Below are 14,444 nucleotides of genomic sequence, written 5' to 3' on the forward strand. Positions count from 1 at the left end.
GACACTCTGCGGCCCGAGGTCGCATTTTATCGCTCGCTGAAAAAGGCATTAGGTGGCATGGAGTTAATTAGAGGTATACACAATATACGCCCACAACACTTTGGTTGTGTGCTGACCATTGGTAATTTTGATGGTGTTCATTTGGGTCATGCTGCCGTATTAAAAGGGCTTTTAGCTGATGCAAAAGAAAATAATTTACCCAGCACCGTAATGTTATTTGAGCCTCAGCCACAAGAGTTTTTTGCAAAAAATAACGCTCCGGCTAGGCTGACTCGACTGCGTGATAAACTACGCCTATTGAGTAACTTAGGAATTGAACGCGTTATTTGTATTAGCTTTAATCAGGCTTTTGCAAACATGCATGCTGAGCAGTTTGTTAGCGATATTTTAATTAAAAAGCTGGGCGTTAAAGCATTAACGGTTGGTGATGATTTTAGGTTTGGTAAACAGCGCCAAGGTAACTTTAGTCTATTGGCAACTATGGGCACCCAAGCGGGAATGAGTGTTAAAAGCACTGCCAGCTTTAGGCAATTAAATGCTAGAGTAAGCAGCACCTTGATACGAGAGGCGCTTGCAGAAGGTGACCTAGTTAGTGCAAAAGTTATGCTTGGGCATAATTATGCAATATCTGGACGTGTTATTCATGGCTGGAAAAAAGGCCGCGAACTGGGTTTTAGAACGGCAAATATTGCGCTAAAACGTCAAGTTTGTCCGGTCAATGGTGTATTTGCGGTTCAAGTGATGATCGCAGGAAAGCAAGTTTTTGGGGTGGCTAACATTGGAAACAAACCCACGTTTAATGGAACTCGTGCCTTATTAGAAGTTCATCTTTTTGATTTTGCACAAGATATTTATGGACAATTTATGCATGTGGAGTTGATTGAAAAACTCCGCAACGAGAAAAAATTCGAGACATTAACACAACTGACGGCACAAATAGCAACCGATGTTGCCGCCGCTAAGCAGTGTTTTGGTTTAAATTAGGTAGCCGATAGAGACGGAAAGTAGGATTAATGAGCGACTACAAACATACTTTGAATTTACCGGAAACAATGTTTCCAATGCGTGGCAATTTGGCACAACGTGAACCAAAAATGCTTAAAGCATGGTATGAAGACGACCTGTATGGTCAAATTCGCAGCGCAAAGAAAGGTAAAAAAACTTTCATTTTGCATGACGGCCCTCCGTATGCAAACGGCGATATCCATTTAGGCCATTCAGTAAATAAAATATTAAAAGATATTATTGTTAAGTCTAAAACCTTATCAGACTTCGATGCGCCATACGTACCGGGTTGGGACTGTCATGGTTTACCAATCGAGTTAATGGTTGAGAAAAAAGTCGGTAAACCCGGTGTTAAGGTAACTGCTGCAGAATTTCGCGAAAAATGTCGTGCCTATGCTAAAAAGCAAGTGGAAGGTCAAAAAGTAGACTTTAAACGTTTAGGCGTTTTTGGTGATTGGGATAAGCCTTACCTAACCATGAACTTTGACTTTGAAGCCAATGCAATTCGTGTACTAGGTCGCATTATAAAAAATGGCCATCTACATAAAGGCGCAAAACCTGTGCATTGGTGTACAGATTGTGGCTCTGCATTAGCAGAAGCAGAAGTTGAATACCAAGATAAACAATCGCCAGCTATCGATGTACGTTTTACTTTTGCTGATCAAGACGCAGTAGTAAATGCGTTTAACTTAGCTGATGGTCATCAAGGCACTGGCAGTGTAGGGACTGTTATTTGGACTACGACACCGTGGACTTTGCCAGCTAACCGTGCGGTTGCTGTGCATGCTGATTTAGAATACGCGCTAGTACAAGTAGACGATGAAGGTGCTCAGCAGCGTCTGATTTTAGGTTCTGAGCTTGTTAAAGATGCGATGGATCGTTTTGGCTTTAACCACTTCCATATCCTTGGCTATGTTAAAGGTGCAGCACTTGAAAACTTAAACGTTGCACACCCATTTTATGACTTTAACGTACCGGTTATTGTAGCTGAACACGTAACCACAGATTCTGGTACGGGTGTTGTACATACTGCACCTGGTCATGGTCAAGAAGATTTCGTGGCAGGCCTTGAGTATAATCTTGAAGTAGCTAACCCAGTTGGCGCAAACGGAGTGTACTTACCTGACACTGAATTATTTGCCGGTCAACATGTGTTTAAAGCCAATGCGAGTGTAATTGAGGTATTAAAAGAAAATAATGCCTTAATGCATCATCATGCATTAACTCATAGCTACCCACATTGTTGGCGCCATAAAACGCCTATTATCTTCCGTGCCACACCACAATGGTTTGTTAGCATGGATCAGGCTAACTTACGCAAAGATTCACTGGCTGAAATTAAAAATACTCAATGGTTACCTGAATGGGGCGAAAGCCGTATTGCCAACATGGTTGAAGGCCGCCCTGATTGGTGTATTTCGCGTCAACGTACGTGGGGTGTACCTATTGCATTGTTTGTTGATAAAGACACGGGTGCATTACACCCAAATACTCAAGAGCTGATTGAACAAGCTGCAGTACTTGTCGAAAAATCAGGTATTCAAGCATGGTATGACCTAGAGCCTGCTACTTTGCTAGGTGAAGAAGACGCTAAACAGTACATGAAAGTACAAGACACGCTAGATGTGTGGTTTGACTCAGGTGTGACTCATGCCTGTGTTGTTGATGCGCGTGAAGATTTAGTTGGTCCTGCAGATTTATACCTTGAAGGTTCTGATCAACACCGTGGTTGGTTTATGTCATCAATGATGACTTCAGTGGCAATTAATGGTCATGCACCATACAAGCAAGTGCTTACGCATGGCTTTACGGTTGATGAAAACGGCCGCAAAATGTCTAAGTCATTAGGCAATGTTATTTCGCCACAAAATGTGATGAATAAACTGGGCGCTGATATTTTACGTTTATGGGTAGCATCAACTGATTACACAGCAGAAATGACCGTATCCGATGAAATATTCAAACGTTCGGCAGATCGTTACCGTCGTATTCGTAACACCAGCCGTTACTTACTTGCTAACCTAAGTGGTTTTGATCCAAAAACGGATCAAGTTGCTGTTGATGATATGGTTGAGCTTGATAAGTGGATTGTAGGGCGCGCAGCACAGTTACAAGATGATATTTTAGCGGCTTACGATAGCTACCAAATGCTATTAGTAACGCAAAAGCTAATGAACTTCTGTACCGGTGAGCTTGGTTCGTTCTACTTAGACGTTATAAAAGACCGTCAGTACACGGCAAAAAGCGACAGCCATGCACGTCGTTCTTGTCAAACAGCGCTTTATCATATTGCTGAAGCTATGACTCGCTGGATGGCGCCAATCATGAGCTTTACAGCGCAAGAAATTTGGGAAGCACTTCCAGGTGAGCGCAGTGACTATGTATTTACTTCAACATGGTATGAGGGATTACAAGCACCAACAACGACCAAGTTTAGTAATGAAGACTGGCAAGCTATTTTAAATGTGCGTGACGAAGTGAACCGTCTGTTAGAAGCTGCACGTAAAGAAGATGTGATTGGCGCAACATTACAAGCAACCGTAAACCTGTTTGCCAGCAAAGAGCTTGCAGCAAAACTTGCGGCGTTAGGCGATGAGCTACGTTTTGTGTTGTTAACCTCTGCGGTTAACGTTACCGAGGTAGACAGTCAACCTGCAGATTCACAAACTACTGAAATTGATGGCTTATACATTAGCGTATCAGCAACAGATGCTAAAAAGTGTGAACGTTGTTGGCATTACAGTGAAGATGTAGGTGTTGAGCCTGCTCATCCCGAAATTTGTGGTCGTTGTGTAAGTAACGTTGACGGTGAAGGTGAAAAGCGTCAATTCGCTTAGGAGTTGTTTTTAGTGAGCAAACTAACCCAAAAAAGTGGTTTAGTGTGGCTTTGGTTGAGTCTATTACTGCTTGTAATAGACTTTGCCAGTAAAACACTGGTTGTAAACACCATGGCTTATGGTGAGTCAATTAATTTACTGCCTGTTTTTAGCATCACTTATGTACATAACTACGGTGCAGCCTATAGCTTTTTAAGCGAAGCGGGTGGCTGGCAGCGTTGGTTTTTAAGTGCAATAGCAATCGCGATTAGTTGTTTGTTGGTGTGGTGGTTAAAACGTCTTCCAGCGTCTAATAAAGTATTATGTGGTGCTTACTCGTTAGTTTTAGCCGGTGCTATTGGTAACTTGTACGACCGCATTGCTTATGGTTACGTTATTGATTTTTTACATGTGTTTTACGAAGACTCACATTTTCCCGTATTTAATATTGCAGACTGCGCTATTTGTATTGGTGCTGCATTATTACTATTTGACGCCTTTACCGGCGAAAATCCAAAGGAGCATAAAGCATGAGCCAAGCTGTAATTGGTGAAAACTCAGACGTTATTTTTCATTTTTCTATTAAACTAGAAGATGGCTCTGCCGCTGACTCAACGAAAGTGCATAACAAGCCGGCTAAGCTCACTATGGGTGATGGCAGCTTAACCGCTAATTTTGAAAAATGTTTACTTGGCCTAACGGCCGGTGAGAGCAAAACATTTGAGCTTGAGCCGGAAGATGCCTTTGGTCAACCAAACCCAGATAATATTTATTATGTAGATCGTAGTAAGTTTGGTGTAGAAACGCCGGCTAAAGTAGGTGCTATTATTGCGTTTACTCAACCTGATGGCACCGAGCTTCCGGGTTTGGTGCGTGAAGTGCAAGGCGAGTCAGTTACTATCGATTTTAATCACCCATTAGCGGGCCAGCGCTTAACGTTTGAAGTTGATATTATTGAGGTGCAAGGTTAATGGAAATATTATTAGCTAATCCACGAGGCTTTTGCGCCGGTGTTGACCGCGCAATTAGCATTGTTGAGCGCGCTTTAGATATTTTTGAAAAACCAATCTATGTGCGCCATGAAGTGGTACACAATCGTTATGTGGTTGATGGCTTAAAAAATCGCGGCGCTGTGTTTGTTGAAGAGCTTGATCAGGTACCGGATGACAGTATTGTTATATTTAGTGCTCATGGTGTATCACAGGCTGTACGCAGTGAAGCAAAACGCCGTGAGCTTAAAGTATTTGATGCAACCTGCCCGTTAGTGACTAAAGTGCATATGGAAGTTACCCGTGCCAGCAGAAAAGGCATTGAATGCATTTTAATTGGTCACCATGGACACCCCGAGGTTGAGGGCACTATGGGTCAATACGACAATCAACAAGGTGGCATTTACCTAGTTGAAACCGTTGATGACGTGTTAAAGCTTGATGTTAAGAATGCAGATAACCTTTTTTATTGCAGCCAAACAACCTTGTCGGTAGATGATACTGCGGATGTGATTGATGCTTTACGCAGCAAGTTTCCTGCTATTGATGGTCCGCGTAAAGATGATATTTGTTATGCAACTCAAAACCGTCAAGATGCAGTACGTGACTTAGCAGACAAAGTCGATGTGCTATTGGTTGTAGGCGCTAAAAATAGCTCTAACTCCAATCGTTTACGAGAACTAGCTGATAAAATGGGTACGCGTGCGTACTTAATTGACGATGCCAGCAATGTTGAAGCGTCATGGTTTGATGGTATCAATAGTGTGGGGGTTACCGCAGGCGCCTCAGCACCTGAAGTGCTAGTGCAGCAAGTGATTACCCGCTTAAAAGAGCTCGGTGGTAACCAAGTAACAGAAAATCCTGGTGAAGAAGAAAACATTGTTTTTGCTGTACCAGTAGAGCTGCGTTAATTTAGAGATAAATCATAAAAGGAGGGTCGAATGGGTAAGCAACTGTCACCAGATGCGTTACTTTTTTCGGCCCTTTTTAATGAGCGTGGTGTGCTTGCATCCCTCGTAGTAACACAGGTTGTGGCTATTATATTAGCTTTTGCTCCTAATGCTGGCGATGACATATGGCTGCATTTGGGGGCGATCAGTTTGTTTCTCCATGTAACTGTGCTGGTCAGTACCTCTTTTTTATATCTTTGTCGTCGATTACTCGCAAAACAGACTCAGTTTATTCAGATCAGTTTTTTTATTGCTTCATATAGTCTCAGTACTGCTGTATTTAGTCTGGTGTTTTCTCATATTGCTTTTGATATTGAAAACGAAAAACAACTGACGTTTTTTGTGCTGCGTAATTGCATTATTGTATTTTTGCTTACCTTACTGTTTGTACAATTTTTGCTTATTCATTTTGAAAAAGAGCAGCAAACCAAAGCACTTTCTCGTGCAGAACTTGATGCTTTGCAGGCACGGATCCGACCCCACTTTTTATATAATAGCTTGAATACGGCGGCAGAATTAACGCATCATGACGTTGAGGCTGCAGAGCATGCAATTTTAGCACTAGCAGCGCTGTCTCAAGCTGCAATGCGTTCAGGTCAAAGTGTATTACTCAGTGATGAAATAACATTAACTAAACAGTATATTGCGCTTGAATCATGGCGCTTTGCAGAGCGCTTAAAGGTTGAGTGGTTATTACCAGAACATCTCCCTGCGCTCTATATTCCATATCTAACATTACAACCTTTGGTAGAGAACGCAGTATGTCATGGCATTGAGCCAAGCCAAAGTGGTGCTACTATAAGTATTGAACTGCATGTGACAACACATTATTTAACCTTAATTGTAACTAATCCTGTACCTACTGAAACTGAAAATACTAGAGAGCATAACGGTATGGCTCTTGATAATATTCGTTCTCGTTTAAGTATTTATTATAAAGGTCGGGCGCAACTGACAATAACCAACAAAGATAATCAATTTAGAGTCAAAGTAGTCATCCCAAAACAAGCAGAGAATACGTTATGAATGTATTGATTGTAGATGATGAACCCTTAGCAAGGGCACGATTGAAGCGTTTACTCGCTGAGAACCATACATCCATTCATGTGCAAGGAGAGGCTAGTAATGGCAACGACGCTTTAACACAAATGAAAAAGCAGCAGCCTGATTTAGTGTTTTTAGATATTGATATGCCAGGCTTAAATGGCATCGAAGTGGCCAATCAACTCAATGATCTAGCGGTACCTCCGGCGATTATTTTTATAACCGCTCATCCTGAGCATGCACTTGATGCGATGCAGTTAAATGCAGCCGGATATTTGGTAAAACCTATATCAGAAAAAAGTTTGCAACATGCATTACAACAGCTAGGACGTTTAAACAGAGTACACCTGCAACAACAACAAACAGAAAAAATAACCTATCAATTAGCAGGCACCGTAAGAAGTATAAAAATAGAAAATGTTTTTTATTTTTATGCACAGGAAAAGTATACCAAAGTTGTGTTCGATGGTGGGGAGGCTCTAATTGAAGACAGTTTAAAGCAACTTGAAATGCAATATCCTCGTCACATATTGCGAATTCATCGAAATACCTTAGTGAATAAAAATAAAATTTTGGCACTCCATACACTTAAAAACCATCAACATGTTATTGAACTCAAAGGGTGTTCACCTTTTTTAGCTGTTAGTCGTCGAGCGCTCAAAAGCGTAAAAAGCGTACTTTAGCACACCGACCTATTAACCGCTTATCAACATAATTAACCGTTGGTCGTGGTCCTAGTTGAATCTATTTTTTTATTGCATACACTTAGTATCAGATAATTATTATTTGGTTTTACTATGTCTTTGAGCACGTTTAAATTGCAAAAAGGTTTTACCCTTATTGAGGTCCTGATTGCGTTTATTATTCTTAGCTTTGGTTTATTAGGGGCCGTTGCCTTACAAGCTAAAGCTAAGCAAGCTAGTTTTGACTCAATGCAACGTGCCGCTGCTGTTGCGCTTGGTAATGATATTATTCAACGAATACGGGCTAATGACACACCGCAACTAGCTACATTATACGACCTTGAGTTTACCAGCGAGACAAGTATTAATTCCTCTACAACCTGTTTTACAAGTTCATGCAGTAATGCACAAATTGCGAGTTTAGATATAGAGCAGTGGAAGCGTGCTATTCGTGCCCGCGAAAATACGGGATCACTTGATGGTGCCACCGTATGTATTAATCCAGAGTCGGTAGCAGGCTCTGGCGGTAAGGCGTTTAATATTGAGGTCATTGTTTCTTGGCAGGGTCGTCAAGAATTTAAGGCGAGTGAAGCAACAGGCAAAATTAGCTGTGGTGTAGCAGATAAAAGGCGCCGTTTAGTTGTACTTACTAGCTACATTTACGTTAGGAGCTAAGATGAAGCAAGCTGGTTTTACACTCATTGAAATGATGATCTCTTTATTTATAGGGGGATTAATTTTGGGTGGCGTAATGTTTACCTATATTGGTATGAAAGTGACGACCCGCGATACGATGACAATAGGTGAGCTGCAAGAGTCTGGTCGATTAGCCATTAATATTATGCAACGCGATATAGAACAAGTAGGCTTTTGGGGAACATTTTATGATGATTCGTTTACTGCAATAAATACATCATCATTAACAAATCCTACAGGTGATTGCTTCGAAGGTCTCAACAATGGCAGCTTTCCTGATTTAACCAGCAGCAGTAATTTTAAAACCCTTTATGCAAAAACAGCGGCAAGTTCAAGTGAACTTAATTGTGTTAATAACCCTTTAGCGGGTACTGATATTTTACAGGTTAAGTTTTTACAAGGTCACCAACTAGAAGTTGATGCCGCAGGTGTTAATGAAACGCAAAGTGATGAGAATTACTTTATTGCTGAGCAAGAAAATGCACGCTTTGTTCGAGGTGTTATCGACCCTGATAGTTTAAATGTTAATGCCAGTGTTTGGCCTTACAGCCATCATAGTTATTATATTGCTGAGCAAACTTATACAGTCAATAATAAAAGTATTACTGTACCCGCACTCATGCGAAAACGTTTAGTAGCTGGTTCTATGAATACAGAAACTATAATGGAAGGCGTGGAGAATATGCGTTTTGTGTTTGGTTTAGATACCACCACCGACAGTCGCGTGGATACCTATAAAAGCATTAATAACATGACAGCCACAGACTGGGAAAACCGCAAAGGTATTTTAACGGTACAAGTTTTTTTATTGATTAGAGCACTGCAACCTGATCCAGGTATTACACTCAAAAACCAAACCTATGTATTAGGGGAAGATGCTAATAAACGCACCCTTACTTTTTCAGATAACTTTAGACGTACTGTATTCACAACAACTATCCGTTTAAATAACGTGGGAGCAAATTTATGGCGTATTTAATCCCGATGAAAAATAAACAGCAAGGTGTGGTGCTTATCACTGCACTAATAATGGTCATAGCCGTTACAGGTATTGCAGTGACGTTAATGAGTAGCAGTAGTATAGATATTAAAATTACTAATTCAGCACAAGAGCGAGAAGTTGCCGAAAATGAACTTATCGGCGAAGTGCAGCGCATGATTGCCGATGAAGCGAGCAATGGTGCAACAAATCAATTTTTTTTAACGCCAGAGGAAGTAACTACCATGGCGTCTGGCAATGAAAAAGGCATGGTTATAGCCGAACATAATGATATGCAAAGTAGAATGATTAACTTAAATAAAGGCGTGCTTGATTTAGAATGTCCTCGTCGTTTTAGTTTTACAGCTGGGATCTCATGCAACATGGTACAAGTTTCAACAACTATTGAGTATGGCTCTAAAAGTAAGCACCAACTAACAATTGTGACAGGCGTAGCCCAAGAGATGGCTAGCCTAAGCAAGGGGATTTAAAATGAAACTGATACTAAATAAAGCACTCATTTCTTTAATAGGAATAATGCTTAGCATGTCAGCAGGCGCTGAAGATATAGAGCTGTATGTTAATCATAATGTACAAACCAATGAAAAGCCTCGCGTAATCATGATTTTTGATACATCGGGAAGTATGGCATGGGATGTAAATGATGGTGATGCCTGTTATAAAAGAAGCGGTAATAGCTATTACGAGGTTGATTGCTTTGAAAGTAAAGACAGTTATAAACGAAATGAGCAATGTTATAAAAGAACTAGTTACTACAATTATGAACCCACATGTAGTGATAGCCGCTTAAGAGTTGCGCAAAATGCTATCACCCAATTAGTGAACGATAACGATGATATTGAATTTGGTTTAATGCGCTTTAATGGTAGTAATGGTGGGTATGTTTTAGCCAGAGTAGGGGCTGAAAAGTCATTTTTACTAAATAAAGTAGAAGAGTTACCTGCAAGTGGTTCAACTCCATTAACAGAAACACTCTGGGAAGCCTACCTGTATATCACGGGACAAAACGTATATTACGGGGGAAATACTAATGAACGAGATTTTACAGCAGAGTCATCAGGGATATATAAATCACCCTTTGCGCCTGTTACTGGCGAGCCACTTAGGTGTGATAACAGTATTAATATTATTTTAATGACAGACGGCGATCCAACCAACGATTCAAATAGAAATAATGATATATACAACCTTCATAATAGTTATTTCTCTGGTAATCCGCCTGCTGTTAGTAACAGCTATTTGGCGGCGCTAGCAAAAATTATTCACGGTACAGATGATGTAAAAGTTGACTTGTATAGCAAAACTAAGAATGTACTTGACATAGGACGTGTATTTCCTATCGGTTTTGGTACGGGTATGAGTGACTCAGGTAAAAACTTACTTACTGAGACTGCAGATTACGGTGGTGGGCAATACTTACATGCGAATACAGCTGCGCAACTATCTGATGCACTTAAAAATACGATTTCTCGTATTCGTGAAGTAAATGACAGTTTTTCATCGCCGTCAGTGGCGAGTAACAATGTAGATCAAACTCGAAGTCGTGATGCTATTTATTTTGCTATGTTTTATCCAGAAACCGGGGCGCGCTGGCGTGGTAACCTGAAAAAGTTAAAGGTATCGGGCAGCCAAATAGTCGATGCAACCAACAAACAAGCCCTTAATAGTGACGGTTTAATTTCAAAAGAGGCAAAAACATTTTGGTTACCTGCGGGCCAACCCGCTGATGGTAACGCGGTTGCGCAGGGGGGGGTAAACCATTATTTAAGCACCATAGATCCACTTGCTCGTAATTTATTTACGGAGAATCAAGGCTCGATTATTAGTTTTGATACTTCGGCTGTTAGTGACATTCTCAGTGGCATTGTTAATAACCCGCTGACCTTATCCACTCAAGATGTTAATTGGGCAAGAGGAGTAGATGTTGATGATGAGGACAAAGATGGCTCATCACAAGACCAACGCGCTGATATATTTGGTGATCCTTTGCATTCAAAACCAATTGCAATTGATTATGGTAATGATGATATTCGCATCCTCATAGGGACAAATGCTGGCTTCTTACATATGTTTAAAGATGCCGGTGAGACTGTAAGTGAAAGTTGGGCATTTATACCTTCAGCACTGTTTGACATTATTAAACCACTTAGAAATAAACAAGCAGATAGTAAAGTATATGGTATGGATGGCCCTATCAGTGTCTACTTTAGTAATAAAAGCTTAAATAGTGAAGGTTTGAATGACGGTATTATAGATGCTAGCAAAGGAGACGAGGTATGGGCTTTTGCTGGAATGCGCCGTGGTGGTAAAAACTACTATGGTTTAGATATTACAAATCCTAATCAGCCAAAACGTCTTTGGAGCAAACCAATTGAAGGGGGTAAAGGCGACTTTACTGAATTGGCACAAACGTGGTCAAAGCCACAAATAGCTTATATTAAAGCTTTTGGTAATAAGCCTTTGCTTGTGTTTGGCGCGGGTTACGATACAAATAAAGATGCGGCAATAAGAGCAGAGGACTCAAAAGGGCGTGGTATTTATATTGTTGAGGCAAAAACAGGCAGCTTAGTTTGGGCGTTAACCCCAGACAGTAATGGCTTTAAAGGTAAACACAGCATTGCTGCTGATTTAACTACGCTTGATTCAGATTATGATGGCTATATTGACAGAATATATGCTTCAGATACCGGTGGTAATATTTGGCGAATTGATATGCCTGGAGAAGATAGCAGTGAGTTTAGCCATTTCAAACTTGCAGAGCTAGGTAGTAATCAAGATACTCAAGATAGACGCTTCTTTTATAAGCCATTGGTTGCGCGTACTTTGTTTAGTAAAGTAACAGAGACCACGGTTAATGGTAATAAAGTGATTACTCGTTTAGATACTCCTTATGATGCAGTTGTTATTGGCAGCGGTAACCGTTCAAAACCAACGAATACAAACGAGCAAGATCAATTGTTTATGATCCGTGATGAGAATACTCTGACGCGTTCATTTAAAACTAATGCTCCTGCGCCAATTGTGCCTGCAGATTTAATGGTGATGAATAGTGACCCCTTTGGTAATACTTTAGATGACTTAGATGGTTTCACCCTTGTTGAAGCTGAACTGGCGAAAAAGAAAGGGTGGCGTTATGAGCTAGCGAAAGGTGAAAAGTCATTAGCTGCAGCTACCGTTGTTGGTGGGGTTGCTTATTTTACCTCTTTCACGCCAGCATCTGATGAAGTTGTAGAGAATCAATGTTCTTTAAGTGGCGGTGGCGGCGCACTTTATGCTTTTCATTTGCATTACGGTACTAAAGTGTATGAACAACTAAAATTTGCAACCAGTTATGATGTGCCAGATACACCACAGCTTTATTTTGGTGCGACTAATTCCTGTGCTGATTCTAACAATGATGGAAAATGTGATGATAATCCAGAGGAAGATGTTATCGAAGAGAGCCAGTTTTTTCTAATTGGTCCTGGGATCAAAGGGGAACAAGCTGAAAATCCACTTAAGCCAATAGAAATTACAGGACCTGGCTTAAAAGTGGTAGATGGTAAAATTAAGCTAGTGAATGATAAACAACCCATTGGCTTTGGTTTTAAAACGCAGCAAACATATATTTATAAGCGTGAAGAAAACGATGAGATCAACAATTAAGGGCTGTATATGAATAAGACACAACAAGGATTTACATTAATTGAGTTAATGATCACCGTTGCGATTGTTGGCATCATTGCCGCCATTGCAGTGCCTAATTACAGTGAATATATAAAAAGGGCATCACGCGCAGAAGCCGCTTCTGCGCTTTTAGATGCGGCAAACAAGCAAGAGCAATACTTTGTGGATAACCGAGCATATTCAACTTCGTTTAGCGACTTAGGTATTCAAAGTAAAACTGAAAACGGTCATTTTGAGCTAACAATTAATGTGGTTAATAGCAATGAATTTACAATCACTGCTAAACCCATTGCTGGTGCTGTGAAAGGGGATGCTGATTGCACGTCATTAACCATTAATGACGTTGGCTTAAAAGGAGCAACGGGTAGTAAAGGCAATACCGACATCAACTATTGCTGGGGTAGATAACATTAGTTATTTTTGGCATTTGTTAGTAGATTTTATTCGTATTCGCCCAGTTTGACTTATTGACAGAGCAAGCCCCTCAAGGCTTGCTTTTTCGTTATTTGGGCAATAGATAAAAGTACCGTTTTGAAAGCCGTTTAAAGAGCCATCGGGTCTAAAAGTGATGGCATCCCGAGGATACTCTAAGCTATCAGAGGGATGGATATGTTCAAAGGTACTAATAAGGCGCTCGTCATCATCTAAAGAGGTTGACTTGTCGTTATCAATAAAAAGTGACACCTGATTGTCCCAATCATCTTCTAAACACTCATTATTTTTCAAGGCACATAGAGTGACGTAGCTATTATTTTCTATTGCATAAAGACGTGCATAATTAATGTTTCTGTGTAATAGATTAATCTGGTTATCTGCGCGATTGAGCGCCAAGAAATCAGGAAAAAACCATAATGAGAGTTGGCTTAGTATCGCTATAACTGAAATGGTTACTAGTAATTCTAATAATGTAACGCCACCATTTTTGTGAGCACTTATAATTAACTTCATCCCTGAAGCCTTTCATTGAACAGTCCATTATATTAGTTTAGTAAACAATCAAAAAAACGACAAAGTATGAAATGGCTTTTAACCACAGCTCTCTGTGGTATCCCCTAAATAAAAAGCGGTGCCTGATTGCGTTAATGTTAACGCTTTTTGGTTTTTGTTGTCGCCGTTAGGACAAAATATGAAGTTCCCAGGATTTGTAGTTATACGTCCGCTGGTATTAAATCGTATACGGGTATCTGTAAATGAAACGCGATCATTAGGACTAATTTCCTCCATGACTCTGATCAAGCTATCTGTTTCATTATTATATTGGCCATTATTATTAGCATCTATAAAGGTAATAATTATTTGATCAACATCCCATTTACTTGAGCAAGTTAGGGTTTTATCATCACTTTTTACTTTTGTACCTGGAGCAGCGCACACAATTACGATCTCATCGGTACTAGCCGCTTGTGAGCGTGCAAAGCTAATATTACGTTTAAGTTCTAATAAAAAATTTTCACCTCGGTTTTCTTCCAGCATATCGCTACTGTTCCACAACGCAATAGTGGCTATAATGCCAACAATGGCCACGGTGACCATTAACTCTAATAGGGTAAATCCACGGTGCTTAGTTTTCATATAAATCTCATTAACTCGGTGAT

Annotated in this window: 14 protein-coding genes; 12 read left to right on the forward strand and 2 right to left on the reverse strand. The window is 40.3% G+C overall.

All coding sequences use genetic code 11. From position 1 onward, the window contains the following. Positions 1 to 57 precede the first annotated feature (57 nt). From ribF to QL984_RS13960, 12 genes are all read left to right on the forward strand, one after another. On the forward strand, positions 58 to 984 hold the full coding sequence (ribF, locus tag QL984_RS13905; RefSeq protein ID WP_010391271.1) for a bifunctional riboflavin kinase/FAD synthetase: 927 nt from the start codon (positions 58 to 60) through the stop codon (positions 982 to 984). A gap of 29 nt (positions 985 to 1,013) precedes the next feature. Next, positions 1,014 to 3,842, forward strand: coding sequence for an isoleucine--tRNA ligase (gene ileS / locus QL984_RS13910; RefSeq protein ID WP_013464470.1), 2,829 nt, complete (start codon positions 1,014 to 1,016; stop codon positions 3,840 to 3,842). Between the two features lie 12 nt (positions 3,843 to 3,854). After that, complete coding sequence (lspA, locus tag QL984_RS13915; protein ID WP_013464471.1) at positions 3,855 to 4,355, forward strand: signal peptidase II; 501 nt, start codon at positions 3,855 to 3,857, stop codon at positions 4,353 to 4,355. After that, positions 4,352 to 4,792 (forward strand): FKBP-type peptidyl-prolyl cis-trans isomerase, encoded by a 441-nt coding sequence (gene fkpB / locus QL984_RS13920; RefSeq protein WP_013464472.1) that lies wholly within the window; start codon positions 4,352 to 4,354, stop codon positions 4,790 to 4,792. The genes lspA and fkpB overlap by 4 nt, the downstream gene beginning before the upstream one ends. Then, on the forward strand, positions 4,792 to 5,721 hold the full coding sequence (gene ispH, locus QL984_RS13925) for a 4-hydroxy-3-methylbut-2-enyl diphosphate reductase (RefSeq protein WP_013464473.1): 930 nt from the start codon (positions 4,792 to 4,794) through the stop codon (positions 5,719 to 5,721). The genes fkpB and ispH overlap by 1 nt, the downstream gene beginning before the upstream one ends. A 30-nt stretch (positions 5,722 to 5,751) precedes the next feature. Beyond that, positions 5,752 to 6,786 (forward strand): histidine kinase, encoded by a 1,035-nt coding sequence (locus tag QL984_RS13930; protein WP_013464474.1) that lies wholly within the window; start codon positions 5,752 to 5,754, stop codon positions 6,784 to 6,786. Continuing rightward, a complete protein-coding gene (locus tag QL984_RS13935; protein ID WP_013464475.1) occupies positions 6,783 to 7,487 on the forward strand; it encodes a LytTR family DNA-binding domain-containing protein in 705 nt (234 codons plus the stop codon). The genes QL984_RS13930 and QL984_RS13935 overlap by 4 nt, the downstream gene beginning before the upstream one ends. A 114-nt stretch (positions 7,488 to 7,601) precedes the next feature. After that, positions 7,602 to 8,162, forward strand: coding sequence for a type IV pilus modification protein PilV (gene pilV, locus QL984_RS13940; RefSeq protein WP_013464476.1), 561 nt, complete (start codon positions 7,602 to 7,604; stop codon positions 8,160 to 8,162). 1 nt (position 8,163) lies between these two features. Then, positions 8,164 to 9,162 carry a PilW family protein gene (locus QL984_RS13945; protein ID WP_013464477.1) on the forward strand — a complete coding sequence of 333 codons (999 nt, stop codon included), beginning with the start codon at positions 8,164 to 8,166 and terminating at the stop codon, positions 9,160 to 9,162. Next, complete coding sequence (locus QL984_RS13950) at positions 9,150 to 9,653, forward strand: hypothetical protein (protein ID WP_016899436.1); 504 nt, start codon at positions 9,150 to 9,152, stop codon at positions 9,651 to 9,653. Before QL984_RS13945 ends, QL984_RS13950 begins: the two co-directional genes overlap by 13 nt. A gap of 1 nt (position 9,654) precedes the next feature. Further along, a complete protein-coding gene (locus QL984_RS13955) occupies positions 9,655 to 12,828 on the forward strand; it encodes a PilC/PilY family type IV pilus protein (protein WP_013464479.1) in 3,174 nt (1,057 codons plus the stop codon). 9 nt (positions 12,829 to 12,837) lie between these two features. Further along, positions 12,838 to 13,257, forward strand: coding sequence for a type IV pilin protein (locus QL984_RS13960; RefSeq protein ID WP_013464480.1), 420 nt, complete (start codon positions 12,838 to 12,840; stop codon positions 13,255 to 13,257). Positions 13,258 to 13,263: 6 nt separating this feature from the next. On the opposite strand, the gene QL984_RS13965 is transcribed toward QL984_RS13960, so the two are convergent. Together QL984_RS13965 and QL984_RS13970 are read right to left on the reverse strand one after the other, a co-directional pair. Next, positions 13,264 to 13,797 (reverse strand): GspH/FimT family pseudopilin, encoded by a 534-nt coding sequence (locus tag QL984_RS13965; protein ID WP_013464481.1) that lies wholly within the window; start codon positions 13,795 to 13,797, stop codon positions 13,264 to 13,266. Between the two features lie 78 nt (positions 13,798 to 13,875). Then, a complete protein-coding gene (locus QL984_RS13970; protein ID WP_013464482.1) occupies positions 13,876 to 14,421 on the reverse strand; it encodes a GspH/FimT family pseudopilin in 546 nt (181 codons plus the stop codon). Between the last annotated feature and the right edge of the window lie 23 nt (positions 14,422 to 14,444).

Origin of the sequence: Pseudoalteromonas sp. APC 3495, assembly GCF_030407645.1 — a bacterium.
In the GTDB taxonomy this organism is placed as follows: domain Bacteria; phylum Pseudomonadota; class Gammaproteobacteria; order Enterobacterales; family Alteromonadaceae; genus Pseudoalteromonas; species Pseudoalteromonas tetraodonis.

Excerpts from the sequence above, each read along its gene's own strand:
- ribF (WP_010391271.1), top strand. The coding sequence starts at position 58 with ATGGAGTTAATTAGAGGTATACACAATATACGCCCACAACACTTTGGT.
- ileS (WP_013464470.1), top strand. The coding sequence starts at position 1,014 with ATGAGCGACTACAAACATACTTTGAATTTACCGGAAACAATGTTTCCA.
- fkpB (WP_013464472.1), top strand. The coding sequence starts at position 4,352 with ATGAGCCAAGCTGTAATTGGTGAAAACTCAGACGTTATTTTTCATTTT.
- ispH (WP_013464473.1), top strand. The coding sequence starts at position 4,792 with ATGGAAATATTATTAGCTAATCCACGAGGCTTTTGCGCCGGTGTTGAC.
- QL984_RS13930 (WP_013464474.1), top strand. The coding sequence starts at position 5,752 with ATGGGTAAGCAACTGTCACCAGATGCGTTACTTTTTTCGGCCCTTTTT.
- QL984_RS13935 (WP_013464475.1), top strand. The coding sequence starts at position 6,783 with ATGAATGTATTGATTGTAGATGATGAACCCTTAGCAAGGGCACGATTG.
- pilV (WP_013464476.1), top strand. The coding sequence starts at position 7,602 with ATGTCTTTGAGCACGTTTAAATTGCAAAAAGGTTTTACCCTTATTGAG.
- QL984_RS13945 (WP_013464477.1), top strand. The coding sequence starts at position 8,164 with ATGAAGCAAGCTGGTTTTACACTCATTGAAATGATGATCTCTTTATTT.
- QL984_RS13950 (WP_016899436.1), top strand. The coding sequence starts at position 9,150 with ATGGCGTATTTAATCCCGATGAAAAATAAACAGCAAGGTGTGGTGCTT.
- QL984_RS13955 (WP_013464479.1), top strand. The coding sequence starts at position 9,655 with ATGAAACTGATACTAAATAAAGCACTCATTTCTTTAATAGGAATAATG.
- QL984_RS13960 (WP_013464480.1), top strand. The coding sequence starts at position 12,838 with ATGAATAAGACACAACAAGGATTTACATTAATTGAGTTAATGATCACC.
- QL984_RS13965 (WP_013464481.1), bottom strand. The coding sequence starts at position 13,797 with ATGAAGTTAATTATAAGTGCTCACAAAAATGGTGGCGTTACATTATTA.
- QL984_RS13970 (WP_013464482.1), bottom strand. The coding sequence starts at position 14,421 with ATGAAAACTAAGCACCGTGGATTTACCCTATTAGAGTTAATGGTCACC.